The sequence below is a fragment of the Streptomyces sp. NPDC048338 genome (assembly GCF_043201055.1).
Classification (GTDB): Bacteria; Actinomycetota; Actinomycetes; order Streptomycetales; family Streptomycetaceae; genus Streptomyces.
Genome location: NZ_JBICYQ010000008.1, coordinates 331,151 through 350,375 on the forward strand (window position 1 = coordinate 331,151; position 19,225 = coordinate 350,375).

At 73.3% G+C, this 19,225-nt stretch carries 15 protein-coding genes; 8 read left to right on the plus strand and 7 right to left on the minus strand.

What is annotated here, in order from left to right:
• Positions 1-34 precede the first annotated feature (34 nt).
• A complete protein-coding gene (gene glgB / locus ACGFZF_RS20780) occupies positions 35-2,350 on the plus strand; it encodes a 1,4-alpha-glucan branching enzyme (protein WP_393556077.1) in 2,316 nt (771 codons plus the stop codon).
• Positions 2,351-2,395: 45 nt separating this feature from the next.
• Here glgB and ACGFZF_RS20785 read toward each other — a convergent pair whose 3' ends face one another.
• On the minus strand, positions 2,396-4,648 hold the full coding sequence (locus ACGFZF_RS20785) for a HelD family protein (protein WP_393556079.1): 2,253 nt from the start codon (positions 4,646-4,648) through the stop codon (positions 2,396-2,398).
• A 397-nt stretch (positions 4,649-5,045) separates the two neighbouring features.
• On the opposite strand from ACGFZF_RS20785, the gene thrS reads away from it, so the two are divergent.
• The gene (thrS, locus tag ACGFZF_RS20790; protein ID WP_393556081.1) at positions 5,046-6,281 is read left to right on the plus strand and encodes a threonine--tRNA ligase; all 1,236 of its coding nucleotides are present in this window, start codon (positions 5,046-5,048) and stop codon (positions 6,279-6,281) included.
• A 112-nt stretch (positions 6,282-6,393) separates the two neighbouring features.
• Here the strand turns inward: thrS and ACGFZF_RS20795 are convergent, their stop codons facing one another.
• The 3 genes from ACGFZF_RS20795 to ACGFZF_RS20805 form a co-directional block, all read right to left on the minus strand.
• Positions 6,394-6,729: a thioredoxin family protein gene (locus ACGFZF_RS20795; RefSeq protein ID WP_393556083.1), complete on the minus strand. Its 336-nt coding sequence runs from the start codon at positions 6,727-6,729 to the stop codon at positions 6,394-6,396.
• Positions 6,719-7,129, minus strand: a complete 411-nt coding sequence (locus ACGFZF_RS20800; protein WP_393556085.1) for a MerR family transcriptional regulator — start codon at positions 7,127-7,129, stop codon at positions 6,719-6,721. The genes ACGFZF_RS20795 and ACGFZF_RS20800 overlap by 11 nt, the downstream gene beginning before the upstream one ends.
• Positions 7,130-7,546: 417 nt before the next feature.
• On the minus strand, positions 7,547-8,038 hold the full coding sequence (locus ACGFZF_RS20805) for an Lrp/AsnC family transcriptional regulator (protein ID WP_393556087.1): 492 nt from the start codon (positions 8,036-8,038) through the stop codon (positions 7,547-7,549).
• A gap of 106 nt (positions 8,039-8,144) precedes the next feature.
• On the opposite strand from ACGFZF_RS20805, the gene ACGFZF_RS20810 reads away from it, so the two are divergent.
• The 3 genes from ACGFZF_RS20810 (at position 8,145) to ACGFZF_RS20820 (ending at position 11,529) form a co-directional block, all read left to right on the plus strand.
• Positions 8,145-9,038 (plus strand): NAD-dependent epimerase/dehydratase family protein, encoded by an 894-nt coding sequence (locus ACGFZF_RS20810; protein WP_393556089.1) that lies wholly within the window; start codon positions 8,145-8,147, stop codon positions 9,036-9,038.
• Positions 9,038-9,976, plus strand: a complete 939-nt coding sequence (locus ACGFZF_RS20815; protein ID WP_393556091.1) for an aldo/keto reductase — start codon at positions 9,038-9,040, stop codon at positions 9,974-9,976. Before ACGFZF_RS20810 ends, ACGFZF_RS20815 begins: the two co-directional genes overlap by 1 nt.
• Positions 9,977-10,056: 80 nt before the next feature.
• Entirely contained in the window at positions 10,057-11,529 is a 1,473-nt protein-coding gene (locus ACGFZF_RS20820; protein WP_393556093.1) for a glycoside hydrolase family 16 protein, read from the plus strand.
• Positions 11,530-11,690: 161 nt separating this feature from the next.
• On the opposite strand, the gene ACGFZF_RS20825 is transcribed toward ACGFZF_RS20820, so the two are convergent.
• A complete protein-coding gene (locus tag ACGFZF_RS20825) occupies positions 11,691-13,052 on the minus strand; it encodes a cation:dicarboxylate symporter family transporter (RefSeq protein ID WP_393556095.1) in 1,362 nt (453 codons plus the stop codon).
• A 201-nt stretch (positions 13,053-13,253) separates the two neighbouring features.
• Here ACGFZF_RS20825 and ACGFZF_RS20830 point away from each other — a divergent pair, with 201 nt between their 5' ends.
• The 3 genes from ACGFZF_RS20830 (at position 13,254) to ACGFZF_RS20840 (ending at position 16,730) form a co-directional block, all read left to right on the plus strand.
• Positions 13,254-15,140, plus strand: coding sequence for an ATP-binding protein (locus ACGFZF_RS20830; protein ID WP_393556097.1), 1,887 nt, complete (start codon positions 13,254-13,256; stop codon positions 15,138-15,140).
• Positions 15,137-15,832 carry a response regulator gene (locus tag ACGFZF_RS20835; protein WP_356607642.1) on the plus strand — a complete coding sequence of 232 codons (696 nt, stop codon included), beginning with the start codon at positions 15,137-15,139 and terminating at the stop codon, positions 15,830-15,832. The genes ACGFZF_RS20830 and ACGFZF_RS20835 overlap by 4 nt, the downstream gene beginning before the upstream one ends.
• A 193-nt stretch (positions 15,833-16,025) precedes the next feature.
• Positions 16,026-16,730 (plus strand): helix-turn-helix domain-containing protein, encoded by a 705-nt coding sequence (locus tag ACGFZF_RS20840; RefSeq protein WP_393556209.1) that lies wholly within the window; start codon positions 16,026-16,028, stop codon positions 16,728-16,730.
• Positions 16,731-16,805: 75 nt separating this feature from the next.
• Here the strand turns inward: ACGFZF_RS20840 and ACGFZF_RS20845 are convergent, their stop codons facing one another.
• Both ACGFZF_RS20845 and ACGFZF_RS20850 read right to left on the minus strand, forming a co-directional pair.
• A complete protein-coding gene (locus ACGFZF_RS20845) occupies positions 16,806-17,900 on the minus strand; it encodes a hypothetical protein (protein WP_393556100.1) in 1,095 nt (364 codons plus the stop codon).
• 238 nt (positions 17,901-18,138) lie between these two features.
• Positions 18,139-19,164: an ATP-dependent 6-phosphofructokinase gene (locus tag ACGFZF_RS20850; protein ID WP_393556102.1), complete on the minus strand. Its 1,026-nt coding sequence runs from the start codon at positions 19,162-19,164 to the stop codon at positions 18,139-18,141.
• Positions 19,165-19,225 lie beyond the last annotated feature (61 nt).

Consider the following 19,225-nt stretch of genomic DNA (forward strand, 5'->3'; position numbering starts at 1 on the left):
CCATCCTTCCGATTCCGCTGCTGGAGGCATACCCGTGACCGCCCGATCCGCACGCAAGACGGCCCGAACGACGACCGACGAGGTGCCCCCGGCGAAGAAGGCGGCCGCCCGGACGCCCGCGCCACGGGCGGAGGCCGAGCCGGACCGGACGGTCGCGCGGCCGGCGCCGCCGCTCGACGCGGGCGACCGTGCCCGGCTGCTCGCGGGCGAGCACCACGACCCGCACGGCGTGCTCGGCGCCCACCCCGTCCGCGGCGGCGTCGTGGTCCGGGTGCTGCGCCCGTTCGCCCGTGAGGTCGCGGTCCTCGCGAAGGGCCGGCGGACCGTGCTGCACGACGACGGGGACGGCTTCTTCTCCGGGGTCCTGCCGCTGCTGCGCAAGGTCCCCGCGTACGAGCTGCGGGTGCGCTACGACGGGGACGAGCTCGCGGTCCAGGACCCGTACCGCTTCCTGCCCTCCCTCGGCGAGCTCGACCTGCACCTGATCGGCGAGGGCCGGCACGAGGAGCTGTGGAAGGCGCTCGGCGCCCGGCCGATGACGCACCAGGGCGTGACCGGCACCCGCTTCACCGTCTGGGCCCCGAACGCCCGCGGCGTGCGGGTCACCGGCGACTTCGTCCACTGGGACGGCACCGGCCTGCCGATGCGCTCGCTGGGCTCCACCGGGGTGTGGGAGCTGTTCGTGCCCGGTATCGCCGTGGGCGCGGTCTACAAGTACGACATCACGCGTCCCGACGGCTCCCACACGGTCCGCGCCGACCCGATGGCCCGCCGGACCGAGTGCCCGCCGAACACGGCCTCGATCGTGACCGACTCGGCCTACGCCTGGGACGACGCCGAGTGGATGGCGAGCCGCGGTGCCCGGCCGCACCACGAGGCCCCGCTGTCCGTCTACGAGGTGCACCTGGCCTCCTGGCGGCCCGGTCTGACGTACCGGCAGCTGGCCGAGCAGCTGCCCGCGTACGTCAGCGACCTCGGCTTCACCCACGTCGAGCTCATGCCCGTCACCGAGCACCCGTTCGGCGGCTCGTGGGGCTACCAGGTGACCGGCTTCTACGCGCCGACGGCCCGGATGGGCACGCCCGACGACTTCCGGTTCCTGGTCGACGCGCTGCACCGGGCGGGGATCGGGGTCCTGATGGACTGGGTCCCGGCGCACTTCCCGCGCGACGACTGGGCGCTCGCCGAGTTCGACGGACGCCCGCTGTACGAGCACGAGGACCCGCGGCGCTCGGCGCACCCCGACTGGGGAACGCTGGAGTTCGACTACGGCCGCAAGGAGGTGCGGAACTTCCTGGTCGCCAACGCGGTGTACTGGTGCGAGGAGTTCCACATCGACGGGCTGCGGGTGGACGCCGTCGCGTCGATGCTCTACCTCGACTACTCGCGCGAGCACGGGGAGTGGCTGCCGAACGAGTTCGGAGGCCGGGAGAACCTGGACGCGGTCGCGTTCCTCCAGGAGATGAACGCCACGGTGTACCGGCGCTGCCCGGGGATCATCACCTTCGCCGAGGAGTCGACGGCCTGGGACGGGGTGACCCGGGCGACCGACCAGGTCGGTCCGGGCGGCTTCGGCGGCCTGGGCTTCGGCATGAAGTGGAACATGGGCTGGATGCACGACTCGCTGGGGTACGTGTCCAAGGAGCCGGTGCACCGCAAGTACCACCACCACGAGATGACGTTCTCGATGGTGTACGCGTACAGCGAGAACTACATCCTGCCGATCTCGCACGACGAGGTCGTGCACGGCAAGCAGGCCCTGGTCTCCAAGATGCCCGGTGACTGGTGGCAGCAGCGTGCCAACCACCGCGCCTACCTCGGCTTCATGTGGGCCCACCCGGGCAAGCAACTGCTCTACATGGGTCAGGAGTTCGCGCAGGGAGCGGAGTGGTCGGTGGACCACGGCCCGGACTGGTGGCTGCTGGACCCCTCGTACGGCGCGGAGGCGGACCACCGCGGCGTGCGCGATCTCGTGCGCGAGCTGAACACCGTGTACGGGCGGACCCCGGCCCTGTGGGAGCGGGACACCTCGCCGGAGGGGTTCGCGTGGGTCGCGGGCGACGCCGCCGAGGACAACGTCTTCGCCTTCCTGCGCCACGACGCCGAGGGGGCGCCGCTGCTCGCGGTCTGCAACTTCTCGCCGGTGGTGCGCCACGACTACCGGCTGGGGGTGCCCGAGTCCGTGGCCGCCTGGGCGGAGGTCCTGAACACGGACGAGACGCGGTACGGCGGCGGCGGGGTGGGGAACCCGGACCCGGTGAAGACCGAGTCGGTGCCCTTCCACGGCCGTTCGGCGAGCGTCCGGATGACGCTGCCGCCGCTGGCGACGGTCTGGCTGCGGCCCGCCTGACCGCACGGGGGCCCCGCCCAGGGGCGGGGCCCCTCCGGACAGACCTCAGGCGGGCGTCGCGGCGTCCGCGCGGCGGATGACGCCGAGCCGCTGGGTGGCGCGGGTGAGCGCCACGTACAGGTCGTTGACGCCGTGCGGGGCGGCGGCCCGGATGGTGTCGGGATCGACGACCAGGACCGTGTCGAACTCCAGGCCCTTGGCCTGCCGGGGGTCGAGCAGCACCACCGGGCGGGTCAGGTCAGGCGCCGGCCCGTACGCGGCCTCCGGCAGCGCGGCCGTCAGCGCGGGGTGCAGGGCGGGCGGCGCGACGACGGCCAGGCGCCCCTCGGCACGCAGTTCCACCGCGACCGCGTCGGCGGTCTCCTTCACCGGGTCCTCCACGGTCCGCTCCCAGGGCTCGACGCCGGTGGAACGGACCGAGCGGGGCGGCTCGAACCCGGGGTCGGCCTCGCGCCGGACCGCGGTGGCGACGGCCATGATCTCGGCCGGGGTGCGGTAGTTGACGCCGAGCCGGACGAGTTCCCAGCGGTCCGCCACGTACGGGGAGAGGATGTCCTCCCACGAGCCGACACCCGCCGCGTCCCCGGTCTGGGCCGGGTCGCCGACCAGGGTCATGGAGCGGGTCGGGGTGCGGCGCATCAGCAACCGCCAGGCCATCGCGGACAGTTCCTGCGCCTCGTCGACGATGATGTGTCCGAAGGCCCAGGTGCGGTCGGCGGCGGCGCGTTCGGCGGCGCTGCGGTGGTCGGCCTCCTCGTGGCGTTCGGCGAAGCGCTCGGCGTCGATGATGTCGTGCGCGGACAGGACCTCGGAGGCGTCCTTGTCCTGCTCCTCCTTGTCCTCGAACTCGTAGGTGCGGGAGGCGTAGGAGACGTCGAGGACGCCCTGCGCGTACTGGATCTGCTTCTGGCGTTCGGCCTCCTCGGCCGCGCGGGCGGCCGAGTCGTCCTCGCCGAGGAGTTCGGCGGCCTCGTCGAGCAGGGGCACGTCGGCGGGGGTCCACGGGCCGGACGGGCGGCGGACCGCGGCGGCGTCCTCCTCGGGCAGGTGGGTCGGCTCGGCGAGGTAGTCGGCGAGGAACGCCTCGGGGGTGAGCGCCGGCCAGAGGGTGTCGACGGCGGCGTGCACCTCGGGATTGGCGGCGACGCCCTTGGCGAGCAGGGCGATGTCGTCGGGGCCGAGGAAGTTGGGGCCGCCGTAGGGGTCGGCGCCGATGCGGTCGGCGAGCTGCTCCGCCAGCGCGTCGAGGATCCGGAACACGAAGTAGGGCCGGGCGAGGTTGTGCGGCAGGCGGGTCTCGCGCGCCTTGTGACGGGCTTCGAGGGCCATGTCCCAGTCGATGACGAGGTCGCCGTCGTCGTGCGGGACGATCAGCGGCTCGCCCCGCTCGGGGACCTGCTGGCGGTCCCGTACGGCGGCGGCCAGCGCGTCGGCCATCGTGGCGGCGCCCTTGACCGCGGCGGCGCGGGGGGTGTCCGTGCCGGTGGCGCGGACACCCGGGTACAGCTCGCCCGGTGTGGCGAGCAGGACGCCGGTCTCGCCGAGGGACGGCAGGACGTTGCCGATGTAGCCGAGGAAGGCGGGGTTGGGGCCGACGATCAGCACGGCGCGCTTGGCGAGCTGCTCGCGGTGCGCGTAGAGGAGGTACGCGGCGCGGTGCAGGGCGACGGCGGTCTTGCCGGTGCCGGGGCCGCCCTCGACGACGAGGATGCCGCGGTGCGGGGAGCGGATGAGTCGGTCCTGCTCGGCCTGGATGGTCTGCACGATGTCGTGCATGCGTCCGGTGCGGGCGGCGTCGAGCGCGGCGAGCAGCACCTCGTCGGCGTCCCGGTTCTCGTGGCCGGTGCGGGTGCGGTCGGCGAGGTCCAGGACCTCGTCGTGGAGGGCGGTGACCTCGCGTCCCCGGGTCGTGATGTGGCGGCGGCGGCTGAGCCCCATCGGCTCGTGGCCGGTGGCGAGGTAGAACGGGCGGGCGACGTCGGCTCGCCAGTCGACGACCAGGGGGGTGCGGTTCGGGTCGTCCTCCCGGATGCCGATGCGCCCGATGTGGTGGTCCCGCCCGTCCTGGAAGACCAGTCGCCCGAAACAGAGCCCGGTCTCCCCCGCGTCGAAGGCGGCGAGGAGCCCGGACTGCTCGGCGACCGTGACGTCCCGTTCGAGGCGCGCCTGGGCACTGCCCTCGCCGGGGGTGGCGAGGGCGCGGGCGACGCCCGCCTCGGCCTGGTCCCTCAGGTCGTCGAGTCGTGCGTAGAGCTGAGTGATGAATTCCTGCTCATTCCGAAATTCCTCGGTTGACAATTCGACTCCCGGCGCGATACAGTGCGTTTATTGAACTTCCCCGCGTCTTCCTTTATGTGCAGACACGGAATCCAAGAATATACGCGAAGCAATACCCCGACTGTCAATTTACCCGTCGGGGTATTTTTGTGCGCCCGTGAGGACGATCCGGGCGCGGGGACACACGGATCGGAACCTGGTGCCGGGACCGGGCGGCGAGCACCGCATAATCCCGTGCGGCCCGGACACGGCGCTGCTAGCGTCCCCTCCATGAAGCGCGCTGCCGTCCTCACGACGACGCCGGAGAGTGTCCCGGCGCGCTGACTGCTGACCAGCGACGAAGCCCCGGGGCGAGTGCCCCGGGGCTTCGTCGTACGCGCCGGGCGCTCGCTCCTCCCGCAATCCAGAGGAGACCGCCATGAACGCGCCCGCACCCCACGACCACCGCCGGCTCGGCCGCGAGCTGGGCCTGTTCGACACCGACCCGCTGATCGGAGCCGGGCTGCCGTACTGGCTGCCCGACGGCGCCGTCGTCCGGCACGCCCTGGAGGAGTACGTCCGCGACGTCGAGCGGCGGGCCGGGTACCGCCACGTGTACTCGCCGGTGCTCGGAAAACGCGAGCTGTACGAGATCTCGGGGCACTGGGAGCACTACAGCGACGACATGTTCCCGCCGATGGAAGTCGGCGGCGAGCAGGTCGTCCTGCGGCCCAGCCTCTGCCCGCACCACGCGGTGGTCTACCGCTCGCGGTCCCGCAGCCACCGCGAACTCCCCCTGCGCGTCGCCGAACTGGGCGGCATGTTCCGCTCCGAACCGTCCGGCGTGGTCGGCGGGCTGACCCGCGTGCGGGCCATCCAGCTCAACGACGCACACGTCTTCTGCACCCTCGACCAGGTCGCGGACGAGGCCGCGGCCGCGCTGGAGCTGATCCGGCGGGCGTACGAGGTGCTCGGCATCGAGCCCGTCCGCCACCGGCTCTCCCTGCCGGGCCCCGGCGGGAAGTACGTCGCCGCCCCCGAGGCGTGGGAGCGGGCGACCGCCCTGCTGACCGAGGTGCTCGACCGCTCCGGGCTGCCCTACGAGGCGGCCGAGGGCGAGGCGGCCTTCTACGGGCCCAAGATCGACGTCCAGGTGGCCGACGCGGCGGGCCGTGAGTCCACCCTGTCCACCGTGCAGATCGACTTCCACCAGCCTGAACGCTTCGACCTGCGCTACGTCGGCGCGGACGGCGCCCGGCACCGGCCGGTGATGATCCACCGCAGTGTCGTCGGGAGCATCGAGCGGGCCGTCGCCCATCTCGTCGAGCGGCACGGCGGCGCCTTCCCCGCCTGGCTCGCCCCCGTCCAGCTGGCGATCCTGCCGGTCTCCGACGCCGAGTCGCCGGAGGCCGAGGAGCTCGCCGCGCGCTGTCTCCGGCTCGGCCTGCGGGCCGAGGTCGCCGAACCCGGCCGGGGAACCCTGGGGGCCCGGATCCGGGCGGCCCGCCTCGTCCCGTACCAGGCGGTCGTCGGCCCGAAGGAGGCCGCCGAAGGCCTGGTGGCGCTGCGGCTGCGCGACGGCCGCCGGCTCGACCCGCGGCCGGCCGGCGAGGTCCTGGCCCGGGTGGAGGACCTGGTGGCGGCCCGCAGCCCCGAGCTGTGGCCGGCGGGCTGAGGGCTGCCTGGTCGATCAGGGCGCCGGGAGCCCGGCAAGACCGGCAAGGCGCCCCCTGAAGCGTGTTGCGGAACGGCCGGTCCTCGGGTCCCGGGGACCGGCCGGGCGCTGCTCAGGACGTCAGCACGTCGTCCAGTTCCTGCAGGAGCCGCCGCTTCGGGCGGGCGCCGACGATCGACTTCACCGGTTCGCCGGCCCGGAACACCATCAGCGTCGGCGTGGCCAGGACGCCGTAGCGCACCGTGATGCCGGGGTTCCGGTCCACGTCCAGCTCCACGATCTTCAGCCGGTCCGCCTCCTCGCCGGCGATCGCGCCGAGGACCGGGCCCAGTTGCCGGCACGGCCCGCACCAGTCCGCGGTGAACTTCACCAGCACCGGCCGGTCCGCACCCAGGACCTCCGTGTCGAAGTCCGACTCCGTCACCTCGGTGACACCCTCACTTCGCATCGCTGCCTCCTCCTCCGAGTTCGCACGTGGGTTCCGGGCCGCCGGGCAGTTCCGCCTCGGCCCGCAGCAGCTGCGCGGCGACCTGTGCGCGCACCGCCTGGAGCTGCTCGACGAGCACGTCCAGCTCCGCGAGCTTCCTGCGGTACACGTCGAGCGACGCCGGGCAGGCGTCGCCCGCCGGGTGTCCCGCCTGCAGGCACTCGACGAACGGCCGTGTCTCCTCCAGCTCGAACCCGAAGTCCTGCAGGGTCCGGATCTGCCGGATCAGGCGCAGGTCGTCCTCGTCGTAGGTGCGGTAGCCGTTCTCCGTCCGCCGGGCGGCCAGGAGGCCACGGGACTCGTAGTACCGCAGAGTCCGCGTGGTGGTTCCCGCCCGCTCGGCCAGTTCGCCGATGCGCATGTCTCCGAACGTAAGCCTTGACGCCGACGTCAAGGCAAGCAGGGACGGCACGGCGCCCTCAGCCGACCGCTCGCGACGACGGGACGGCCGGCCCCTCCGGGTACGCGGCGTGCGTGGGCGGTTCGTCGCGGAGGCGGGCGCACGCGACGCGCGGCGCGCCGGGATCCGCCTCGACGGGGCGGTACGGGATGAGGGGTGCGGCATCCGGCCGGGCGCCCCCGGGGAGAGGGAGCGCCCGTTCCCCGGAGGGGTCGCCGGGCGGGCCGGCGTGGGCGCGGAAGCGATGGGTGGTTCGTGCGGTGGACTGGAGAGGCAAAGCCCGTCCCTACTGCTCTCGTGCCTCCATGCCTCCGCTTTCGAGCGCGGACCGGCACGCGACGTGAGTGCCTCCATCCGAACCGGACGGCCGCGCCGGTGTCAAGGGCGGTGGGCGTCGGGCGGCAGCAGCGGTTTCCGCTCCACCGGGGAGGAGAGCACGATGGACGTCGTGGTGCGGCCGAGGGCGGAGGTCTGCTCCAGGATCTCCTCGAGGTGGAGCGTGTCGGTGACGGCGACCTTGAGGAACCAGCAGTCCTCGCCCACCACGTGGTGGGCCTCCAGGATCTCGGGCCGGCCGGTCAGTTCGAGGGTCCGCGGGCTGCGCAGGGTGTAGCCGCCGTGCGGGTCGACCCGGATGAACGCCTGGATGCCGTAGCCGAGCCGGGCCGGGGAGACGTGCGCGCCGTAGCCGGTGATCGCGCCGCACGCCTCCAGCCGGCGCACCCGTTCGGTGACGGCCGCCGGGCTGAGCCGCACCCGGCGGCCGAGCTCGCTGAGCTTGATCCGGCCGTCGCTCTGCAGGAGGTCGAGGATCTGCCGGTCGATGGGGTCGAAGGCCGCTGCCGAGGTTCCGTCGGCAGCGGACCGCATGTGCCGTGGTTCCTTCGGTGCGGCGGCCGGTACTCCCATGATTCCCCCTTCAGGCGGCGCGCGGACAACGTAACACTTGTCCCATCGCACAAGGGAGTTGGAATTCGTGGACGTTCTGGTCATCGGTGGGAACCGCTATTTCGGAAAGCGGCTGATCACGCTTCTCCGGGAATCGGGGCATCGGGTCACGATGCTCAACCGGGGTTCTTCCCCGGCCCCGGACGGCGTCGGCAGGATCGTCGCCGACCGCGACGACGAGGCCGCCCTGGAGAACGCCTTGAAGGGGCTTTCCTTCGACGTGGTCGTGGACCAGGTCTGCTACACGCCACGCCAGGCGGAGATCGCCCGGCGGGTGTTCGCGGGGCGCACCGGGCGCTATGTGATGACGTCGACCGTGGAGGTGTACGCGTACGAGGACTCGGCCGCGCCGGTCGCCGAGGACGCCCTCGACCTGGACACGGTGGTCGTCGACACGGAGCTGCCGTGGCACGACCCGGAGTTCCGCGAGGCGCACTACGGAGAGGGGAAGCGGCAGGCCGAGGCGGTGTTCGCGGCCGGATCCGCCTTCGCCTGGACCTCGGTGCGGGTCGCCCACGTGCTGGGTGGCGCGGACGACTTCACCGGCCGGGTCGAGCACTACGCGCGGCGCGTCCGGGCGGGTGAGCCGATCCGGGTGCCGGTGCGGAACCGTCCGGCGACCTACGTGTACGTGGAGGAGATCGCCGCGTTCCTCGCCTGGGCGGCCGGGGCCGGCTTCACCGGACCGGTCAACGCCCATTCCCACGGCCCTCTCGGCACCGCGGACATCTGCGCCGAGATCGTCCGGCAGACGGGCGGGCGGGCCGTTTTCCAGGAGGTGGAGGTCGGCGAGGTGTCGCCGTTCTCCTTCGCCCGCTCGTACGGAATGGACAACGCCCGTGCGACCGGTCTGGGATTCACGTTCCGGCATTCCTCCGAGTGGCTTTCGCAGGCCCTTTCCGAGACCCTCGGGGCGCTCTGATGCGCTCCCTGACGCTGGGTGACGTACGGGTCGGCGCGGTGGGGTTCGGCACCATGCCGCTCTCCATCGAGGGCCGCCCCGAGGAGGCCCGGGCCGTGGCCACCGTGCACGCCGCCCTCGACGCGGGGGTCACCTTGCTGGACACCGCCGATTCCTACCATCCACCCGACGGCGAGCCGGGCGAGGGCGAGCGACTGGTGGCCCGGGCCCTGGCCGCGTACGGCGGCCGGACCGACGACGTACTGGTGGCGACGAAAGGCGGCCGCGGCCGTACCGGCGACGGAGGCTGGACGGTCGACGGCCGGCCGGGGCATCTGCGGCGGGCCGCAGAGGCCTCGCTGAGGCGCCTGGGGGGCGAGGCGATCGGGCTGTACCAGCTCCACAAGCCGGACCCCGCCGTCCCCTATGCCGAATCCCTGGGCGCGATACGCGAGTTGCTGGACGCCGGAACGGTCCGGCTGGCCGGGATCTCCAACGTGGACACCCACCGGATCCGCCTCGCGCGGGAGATCCTGGGCGAGCGGCTCGTCTCCGTGCAGAACCGGTACTCGCCCGCGGTGCGCTCGGGCGAGGCGGAGCTGCGGCTCTGCGCGGAACTCGGCCTCGCCTTCCTGCCGTGGAGTCCGCTGGGCGGGATCTCGCGCAGCGCGCTGGACGGCGCCTCGGGCCAGGCGGAGGACCCCGCCTTCGCGGCCTTCCACCGGGTGGCGCGGGCCCGTGGGGTGAGCCCGCAGCGGGTCGCGCTGGCCTGGCTGCTCGCGCGGCCGGGCACGGTGCTGCCGATCCCGGGGGCGAGCCGTCCGGAGACAGTGCGGGATTCGGCCGCGGCGGCCGAACTCGTTCTCACCGAGCAGGAGTTGGCCGAGCTGGGTGTTCAACAGCCGAAGACACCGGACCCATTGACGGGATCGGTGTCTCCAACTACAAAAGCTCCCTGAGAGCGCTCTCAGCACGCGGGCACCACCCGCGTGCCCCCCCTCGCACCCCCCGCGCACCATCCTTCCCGGAGGTGTTCTCCTTGAGCCGCGTCAGACCTACCCCCCGCACCCGCCGCACCCCGGTGCTCGCCTCGCTGCTGGCCGCCGCGCTGGCCGCCGGCGCCCTGCTGGGCCTGGGCGGCGGAGCCGGCAGCGCCAGCGGCGCCGTCCCGCCCGCCCCCGGCTGGTCGCTCCGCTGGAGCGACGACTTCGACGGCCCCGACCGCTCCCTCCCGAACGCCGCCGACTGGCAGATCGACACCGGTCACGGCTATCCCGGCGGCCCCGGCAACTGGGGCACCGGAGAGATCCAGAACTACACCGCAAGCCCCGACAACCTCCGCCTCGACGGCACCGGCAACCTGCGCATCACTCCGCTCCGGGACGGCGCGGGCAACTGGACCTCCGCCCGGATCGAGACCAAGCGCGCCGACTTCAAGGCCCCCGAGGGCGGCACCCTGCGCATCGAGGGCCGTATCCAGATGCCGAACGTCACGGGCGACGCCGCCCTCGGCTACTGGCCGGCCTTCTGGGCACTCGGCGCGCCGTACCGGGGCAACTACTGGAACTGGCCCGCCATCGGCGAGTTCGACATCATGGAGAACGTCAACGGGCTCAACTCCGTCTGGGGCGTGCTCCACTGCGGGGTGAACCCGGGCGGCCCGTGCGGCGAGACGACAGGCATCGGCGCCAGTCGCGCCTGCCCCGGGGCGACCTGCCAGTCGGCCTTCCACACCTACCGCTTCGAGTGGGACCGCTCGGTCTCGCCCAACGCGCTGCGCTGGTACGTGGACGACCAGCTCTTCCACAGCGTGGACGAGAACCGGGTGGGCGCCGCCGCCTGGGCCGACATGACCAGCCACGCCGGCTACTTCATCCTGCTCAACGTCGCGATGGGCGGGGCGTTCCCCGACGCCCTGGCCGGGAAGACGCCGACCGCGGCGACCGTGCCGGGCCGGCCGATGCTGGTCGACTACGTGGCGGTCTGGACCCGGGGCGGCACGACGACGCCGCCGACGACTCCCCCGACCACTCCGCCGCCGTCCGGCTCCTCCCAGCTGTACCTGCGGCCGGGCGGCGGGGCCGGGGACGCGACCACGGCTTCGACGGTGACCCTGGCGTCGGCGGGCGGAGCCAACCACGACGGGACCCCGGCCAGTCCGCAGGTCTTCACCTCGGGCCCGATCACGCGGACGTACAACGGCGGTTCCACGCAGTTCGACCTGTTCGTGGACGCCGGGACGGTGGTGGCCAACGGCCAGCAGGTGCGGGTGAGTTACGACCGCACCGGCGACGGGACCTGGGACCGTACGGAGACCTACCAGTACTTCGCCACCGATCCGGTGCCCGGCGACGAGCACTACACCCAGGCGCGCGGTCTGAAGTCGGCGACCGGGACGCACGGGAACCTGGTGAACGGCCGGGTCCGGGTCGAGGTGTGGAACGCGATCGGCAACGGGCCGAGCACGCTGGGGATCGGGAACCGCTCCCTGGTGACCGTCCCCTTCTCCTGACCCGCCCGCGACGCCCCGACACGGAGGGAGGACCCCGGCCCGCGAGCGGGCCGGGGTCCTCCCTCCGGGGCTGTCCCGTCATCCCCGGCGGGCGCACCAGGACCACGGAACAGCCCCTACCCGAGGCCCGGATCCGGCTCAAGGCCCGGGACCCGGGATCCTCAGACGCCGGCGCGCGCCTTCTCGTCGCCCTCGTCGGCCGCCTCGGCCCGCTGGTCCGGGACCTCCGCGACGGCGTGGTCGTCGACGAGCGTCTTCTCGTCGAACGGGACACGGCCGGCGAGCACCTCGGACACCCGGGCCTTGTCGATCTCCTTGGTCCAGGTGCCGACGAGAACGGTCGCGACCGCGTTGCCCGCGAAGTTGGTCAGGGCGCGGGCCTCGCTCATGAAACGGTCGATGCCGACGATCAGGCCGACGCCGTCGACCAGCTCGGGGCGGTGCGACTGCAGGCCGCCCGCGAGGGTCGCCAGACCGGCGCCGGTCACGCCCGCCGCGCCCTTCGAGGCGATCACCATGAAGACGAGGAGGGAGACCTGCTCGCCGAGCGAGAGCGGGTTGCCCATCGCCTCCGCGACGAAGAGCGAGGCCATCGTCAGGTAGATCGCCGTGCCGTCCAGGTTGAAGGAGTATCCGGTCGGCACGGTGATGCCGACGACGGGCTTGCTGACGCCCAGGTGCTCCATCTTCGCGATCAGCCGCGGCAGGGCCGACTCGGAGGAGGACGTGGAGAGGATGAGCAGGAACTCGCGGCCCAGGTACTTCAGCAGCTTCAGGATGTCGACGCCGGCGACCAGCCGCAGCAGCGTGCCGAGGACCACGAAGACGAACAGCGCGCAGGTCACGTAGAAGCCGATCATGATGACGGCGAGCGACTTCAGCGCGTCCATGCCGGTGGCGCCGACGACCGCGGCGATCGCACCGAAGGCGCCGACGGGCGCGGCCCACATGATCATGCCGAGGATGCGGAACACCAGGCGCTGGATGTGCCCGATCCCGCGCAGGACCGGCTCGCCCGCCGTGCCCATCGCCTGGAGCGCGAAGCCGGCGAGCAGCGCGACGAGCAGGGTCTGCAGCACCTCGCCCTCCGTGAAGGCCGAGACCAGCGTCTTCGGGATGATCCCGAGCAGGAAGTCCGCTGTGGACTCGCTCGCCCCCTCCGCCTGCCGGGAACCGACCTCGGCGATCTCCTTCGTCAGGTGCAGCCCGGAGCCCGGCTCCAGGAGGTTGCCGACGACGAGGCCGATCGCGAGGGCCACGGTCGACATCACGAGGAAGTACCCGAGGGCGAGCCCGCCGACCGCGCCGACCTTCGCCGCCTTCCGGACCGAGCCGACACCGAGCACGATCGTGCAGAAGATGATCGGCGAGATCATCATCTTGATCAGGTTGACGAAGCCGGTGCCGAGCGGCTTGAGCTCGACGGCGACGCCCGGCGCCAGGAAGCCGACGGCGATGCCGAGCAGCACGGCGCCGATGACTGCCAGGTACAGGTAATGGGTACGGTCCCGTTGTGCGGCCACGGGGTCCTCCTCGTGCTGATGGGTGTCCACGTCCCGGTGGATCCCCGCGACTATCCATCAGCCTGTGACCCGGGTCACGGTTACGTGCCTTTCGTTCACGCACGACTCCGCGACACCGTCACGGACGGCCCGGCCTCGACCCGGGAACGATTCGGACGATCCGATTCCCCGGCGCAAATCCGGCCGGGCACACTTACCCGCATGCGCATACCCTTCCCCCGGCCCCGGAGCCTCGCCGGCCAGCTCTTCGCGATGCAGGTCGTGCTGGTCGCGGCGATCGTGGCAGGCTGCGCCGCCTTCGCGTACGTCACCGACCGGAGCCAGGCCGAGGAGACCGCCCGCCGGCAGTCCCACGCCACCGCGACGGCGGTGGCCGAGTCCCCGGCGGTGCTCGAGGCGGCCCGCTCGGGGCACCCGACGGCGCTGCTCCAGCCGTACGCGGAGTCGCTGCGGCACCACTCGGGTGTCACGTTCGTGGTGATCATGGCACCGGACGGGACCCGGTGGACCCATCCCGAGCCGGACCAGATCGGGCGCACGTATCTCGGGCACATCGAGCCGGCCCTGCGGGGACGGACCTTCTCCGAGACGCACCTGGGCGTCCTCGGCCCCTCCGTGCGGACGGTGGCCCCGGTCCTCGACCACGGCCGCGTCGTCGCGCTGGTGAGCGCGGGCATCACGATCGAGAAGATCAGCGAACAGGTCCGGGAGCAGGTCACGGCACTGCTGGGGATGGCGGGGGCCGCGCTGGCGCTCGGCGGCGTCGGCACGTACGTCATCAACGCGCGGCTGCGCCGGCACACCCACGGCATGAACGCGGGCGAGCTGAGCCGGATGCACGACTACCACGAGGCCGCGCTGCACGCGGTGCGCGAGGGGCTCGTGATGCTGGACGGACGGCGCCGGATCGCGCTGATCAACGACGGCGCGCGGGAGCTGCTCGGCCTCGACGCGGACGTGGTGGGCAGGTCGGCGGCCGACCTGGGGCTGCCCGCCTCCCTGACCGGAGCCCTGCTGGCCTCGGAGCCGCGGGTGGACGAGCTGCATCTGACGGCGGACCGGGTCCTGGTGGTGAGCACCGGACCGGTGGTGGGCGGCGAACGGCGCGGGACGGTCGTCACCCTGCGGGACCGCACCGAACTCCAGGCACTGTCCGGGGAGTTGACCTCGGAGCGGGGGTTCACCCAGGCTCTGCGCTCCCAGGCGCACGAGGCGGCGAACCGCCTGCACACCGTGGTCTCGCTGATCGAACTGGGCCGGGTGGACGAGGCCGTCGACTTCGCCACGGCCGAACTGGAACTGGCCCAGGCGCTCACCGACCGCGTGGTCGACGCGGTGGCCGAGCCGGTCCTGGCGGCACTGCTGCTGGGCAAGGCGGCGCAGGCGAACGAGCGGGGCGTGGAGCTCGTCCTGACCGAGGACAGCCGCATCGACGACGGCCTGCTGCCGCCCGCGATCCCGTCCCGCGATCTGGTGACGATCCTGGGCAACCTGATCGACAACGCGGTGGAGGCGGCGGGCGAGGCGACGTTCGACCCGGAGGGGTCCGAGGACGGGAACGCAGGGAACCCGGCCGAGGACGCCGAGAACGCCGAGAACGCCGAGAACCCAGAGAACCCAGAGGACGCGGAGAACGGGCCGAACGCCGAGGACGCGGCCGGCCCCGGATCCACCGGCGGTCCCGGGTTCCCGGCCGGCCCCGGACCGCGGGTGACGGTCACCGCCCGGGCCGGGGACGGGGTGCTGCTGATCCGTGTCGTCGACACCGGCCCCGGGGTCGCCGAGGAGGCCCGGGAGACGGTGTTCGACCGGGGGTGGTCCACCCGCGGACCGGGCCGTGGGCTCGGTCTCGCACTGGTCCGCCAGGCGACGGCGCGCGCGGGCGGCACGGTGACGCTGGCCGCGTCCCCGGACGGCGGCGCCGAGTTCACCGTACGGCTGCCGCTGGACCGGAGGCCCGGCCTCGTGGGGCAGCGGACCACCGATCCGGCCGTCCCCGCGACCGGCACCGTCCCCGCCGCCCCGTCCGTCAGCGGCGGCGCCGGGCCCGCGGCGGCCGGCTCCACGCGCACCGAGGTGACCGCATGAACAGCACGCCCATCCGTGTCCTCGTCGTCGAGGACGACCCCGTCGCCGCCGACGCGCACGCGCTGTACGCCGGGCGCGTGCCCGGGTTCACGGTCACCGGGGTCGCCCATTCCCGGGCGGCCGCCGTGCGGTGCCTGGAGCGCGGCCCGGTCGACCTGATCCTGCTCGACCTCTACCTCCCCGACGGCCACGGCCTCCACCTGCTCCGCTCGCTGCGCGCCGCCGGGCACTCCGCCGACGTCATCGCCGTCACCTCCGCACGCGACCTGGCGATCGTCCGCGAAGGGGTGTCCCTCGGGGTCGTGCAGTACGTGCTGAAGCCGTTCACGTTCGCCACGCTCCGGGACCGGCTCGCCCGGTACGCGGAGTTCCGCGCCGCCGCGGGCGAGGCGTCCGGGCAGGACGAGGTCGACCGGGCGCTGGCCACCCTGCGGACCCCGCAGCCCGCGGCCCTCCCCAAGGGGCTGAGCGCCCCCACGCTGGAGGCGGTCACCCGCACGCTCCGGGACTCCCCCGAGGGACTGACCGCGGCCGAGGCCGGGAACGTCGTCGGCATCTCGCGGATCACCGCGCGCCGCTACCTGGAGCACCTGGTCACGGACGGCCGGGCCGCGCGGGCGCCGCAGTACGGGCAGATCGGGCGGCCGGAGCTACAGTACCGGTGGATCACGTCGGCCGGGCGCACCCGCTGACCGACCGCCGGACCCCGCTTCCCCGGGCGCCCCGGCCCCTTCCGGGGGCGGCCCGTCGCTCGCGGCGCCGGCGAGAGCCGCCCTCTACGCGCGAAGACTCACCGTGAGTGACCGATCTCCCTCGGTTACTCATCGGTTCCCCCATTCCTACGACATTTGGCCTTGGGTAAACGCACCGTAGCCATCCGTGACGATCCGCTTCTACTGTGGCGCCGTGCACCAACCCCAGTCCCAGCCCTCTCCCCCGTTCGACACCGTCGCCGCGCGCCGTCTGCGCGAGGGCCTCGGCATGGCCCCGGGCCATGTCGCCTACGGTCTGCGGGCCCAGTACGGGCTCCTCGTCACCCCCGACACCGTGGTCGCGTGGGAGCGCGGGCGGCTCGCCCCGAACTCGCAGGAGATGACCGCGCTCGCGGGAGTCCTGTGGTGCGCGCCCGGTGACCTGCTCGCCGCGGCGACCACCCTGCGCGAGTACCGGATGGCCCGCTCCCTCACGCCCGAGGACCTGGCCCGGCGGGTCGGCGTGGACCCGGCCGCGTATCTGAGGATGGAGGAGAGCGGGCGCTGGCGCGGCAACGAACGCCAGACCGCCGCCCTCGCCGAGGCCCTCTCCCTCGGGCCGCGCGCCCTGCTGACCGCGACCGGCCGGGACGAGGACCTCGCCGCCCTGCTCCGCGACGCGGCGACCACCCGCTGGCAGGCGTACGTCCGCCCCGCCGTGCGGATGCTGCCTCTGCCCAAGCGGGTCCTGGAGTCCGCGCTCCAGCGGCTGCACACCGACTACCACGCCAGGATGGCCGCCACGAGCAGCTGGGGCGCCTCGGGCGACAGCGGGGACGCGGGCCGCGCCTACCTGGACGGCATCGTCGACCACTTCTGGGACGCGACGGGCGACTGAGGTCGTACTTCCAGCGCGTCCCCGGGGGAAGGGCTGCCGAGAACCGGCTGCGGATGTCCCAGGACCCGCTCGGGGTCAGCCGGACGCGGCCCGGCGGTCGAAGCTGAAGAGCTGGCCCCGCCCGTCCGCCCGGCACGGGGCCTGGGCCAGCCTCGCCCACGCGGCGGTGCGGTCGCCGACCACGGTCACGCACACGCCGGCGGTCGCCGAGCCCACGGGCACGATGCGGTAGCCGCGGACCGGCGTGCCGAGGGGCTCCAGCGTGAAGCGCTCGACGCGGGTCGGATCACCGCACTCCGAGTCCTCCAGCGCGGCGTCCGGTAGGCGGCCCCCGGAGGGGATGCCGGAGCAGCCGGGGCCGTGGTCGGGGTGGTCGGAGACGATCCGCCAGCGCTCCGCGCCGAGGTCCTTCAGCGAGTAGAGCGGGGTCGTGGCACCGGCGCACTCCTGCTGGAAGACCTGGCCGCTCCTTCCGCCGCGCCGCTCGCCGAGGCAGAGGTCCGAGCCGATCACCCGGATCCGCACGTCGCCCGCGGCCGGTGCCGTCAGCCGGGGCCGCCCCGGGGGCGCCTCCGGGGTGCCGTCGCCGACGAGCGCGACGACGACGCTGACCCCGGCGAGGACGAGTCCCGTGACGGCGACGAGCGCGACGAGCGTGCGCCGCACCCGGGGGCCGGCCCCGGGGCGCGGCGGCTCGGGTCCGGGGTCCGGCTCCGGGGCAGCGGGCCAGCGGAGCGCGCCGTCCGCGTGGTCGGGGCTCTCGCCGTCCTCGGTGCCTCCGTCGTCCTCGGTGCCGTCGTCCTCGCCGGCGGTCGGCCCCACCCTCTGACCGGGCACCGTGCCGGCCGCCTCGGGACCGGAGCCGTACGCCCCGCGCGCGGCCAGCTCCTTGCGGACCACCAGCCAGCTCTCCAGGGACGCCGGGTCCACCCCGCAGGCCAGGACGAAGGACGTCAGCAGCTCCTCGCGGGGCAGGGTCGCGCGCGACAGCATGTTCGCCACGGTGGAGCGGGGCAGCACCTGCCCCAGCGCCTCCGCATGGGCCGTCAGCTCGCGGTAGGTCAGTCCGGACCAGTTCTTGAGGTCCTGCAGGCGTGCGACGAAGGCCGCGGGGTCGCCGGCCCCGCGCGGGTCGGGTGCGCGCCGCCCGCCGCGGTCCCGCTCGGTCATCCGTACTCCCCGCCCTCGCCGTGCACGCCTCCGGCCGCGCCCGGGACGGAGTTGGGACATGTCCCGGACAGGGCCAAGCCTTGTTGATCGCGCTGTTCGGCTCAAGAGTGGAAACCGGCAATTCCGGGTCGGGGGCCGGAAGGGCGCGGGAGAACGCGAAGGGCCCCGACCGTCCACGGGGGGACGGTCGGGGCCCTTCGACGTGCGGGCCGCCCCGTGAGGTACGGGGGCGGCCGGGTCAGAAGACCGACTCCGCCTCGGACATCCGGTTCGCGGGCACCGTCTTGAGCTGCGTGATGGCCTCCGCGAGCGGCACCATCACGACGTCCGTGCCGCGCAGCGCCGTCATCCGGCCGAAGTCGCCGCGGTGCGCCGCCTCCACCGCGTGCCAGCCGAAGCGGGTCGCGAGCACCCGGTCGTACGCGGTGGGCGTACCGCCGCGCTGGACGTGACCGAGGATGACCGGCCGGGCCTCCTTGCCGAGGCGCCGCTCCAGTTCGACCGCGAGCCGGTTGCCGATGCCCTGGAAGCGCTCGTGGCCGTACTGGTCGATCTCGCCCTTCCGGTACTCCATGGAGCCCTCCGCCGGGTGGGCGCCCTCGGCGACACAGATGACGGCGAACTTCTTGCCGCGCGAGAAGCGCTCCTCGACCATCTTGACCAGGTCGTCGACCTGGAAGGGCCGCTCGGGCAGGCAGATGCCGTGGGCGCCGCCGGCCATGCCCGACTCCAGGGCGATCCAGCCCGCGTGACGGCCCATCACCTCGACGACCATCACCCGCTGGTGGGACTCGGCGGTGGTCTTGAGACGGTCTATGGCCTCGGTCGCCACACCCACCGCGGTGTCGAAGCCGAAGGTGCGGTCGGTGGCGGAGATGTCGTTGTCGATGGTCTTCGGCACACCGACGACGGGCATGCCGGCGTCGGAGAGCATCCGCGAGGCGGTCAGGGTGCCCTCGCCGCCGATCGGGATGAGGACGTCGATGCCGTACTCCCTGGCCAACTCCGGTGCGGACGCGGCGGCTTCGGCCAGCCGGTTGCGCTCCAGCCGGGCGGAGCCGAGGATCGTGCCGCCACGGGCGAGGATGCCGCTCACCGCGTTGAGGTCGAGCGGGCGGAAGTGCCCGTCGAGGAGACCCTTGAACCCGTCCTCGAAGCCGATGACTTCGTCTCCGTGACCGGTGAGCGCGCGGTGGACGACCGACCGGATCACTGCGTTCAGGCCAGGGCAGTCGCCGCCTGCGGTGAGAACTCCGATACGCATCGTGCTGTGTCTCCTGCTCGGGTAGCGGAAGGGGTGAGCCCTGTCGATTCTCACACGCCCC

Coding starts and splice junctions, on each gene's coding strand:
- thrS (WP_393556081.1), top strand. CDS start 5,046: ATGAACGCGCCCGCACCCCACGACCACCGCCGGCTCGGCCGCGAGCTG.
- ACGFZF_RS20795 (WP_393556083.1), bottom strand. CDS start 6,729: ATGCGAAGTGAGGGTGTCACCGAGGTGACGGAGTCGGACTTCGACACG.
- ACGFZF_RS20800 (WP_393556085.1), bottom strand. CDS start 7,129: ATGCGCATCGGCGAACTGGCCGAGCGGGCGGGAACCACCACGCGGACT.
- ACGFZF_RS20805 (WP_393556087.1), bottom strand. CDS start 8,038: ATGCGGTCCGCTGCCGACGGAACCTCGGCAGCGGCCTTCGACCCCATC.
- ACGFZF_RS20815 (WP_393556091.1), top strand. CDS start 9,038: ATGCGCTCCCTGACGCTGGGTGACGTACGGGTCGGCGCGGTGGGGTTC.
- ACGFZF_RS20830 (WP_393556097.1), top strand. CDS start 13,254: ATGCGCATACCCTTCCCCCGGCCCCGGAGCCTCGCCGGCCAGCTCTTC.
- ACGFZF_RS20835 (WP_356607642.1), top strand. CDS start 15,137: ATGAACAGCACGCCCATCCGTGTCCTCGTCGTCGAGGACGACCCCGTC.
- ACGFZF_RS20845 (WP_393556100.1), bottom strand. CDS start 17,900: ATGACCGAGCGGGACCGCGGCGGGCGGCGCGCACCCGACCCGCGCGGG.
- ACGFZF_RS20850 (WP_393556102.1), bottom strand. CDS start 19,164: ATGCGTATCGGAGTTCTCACCGCAGGCGGCGACTGCCCTGGCCTGAAC.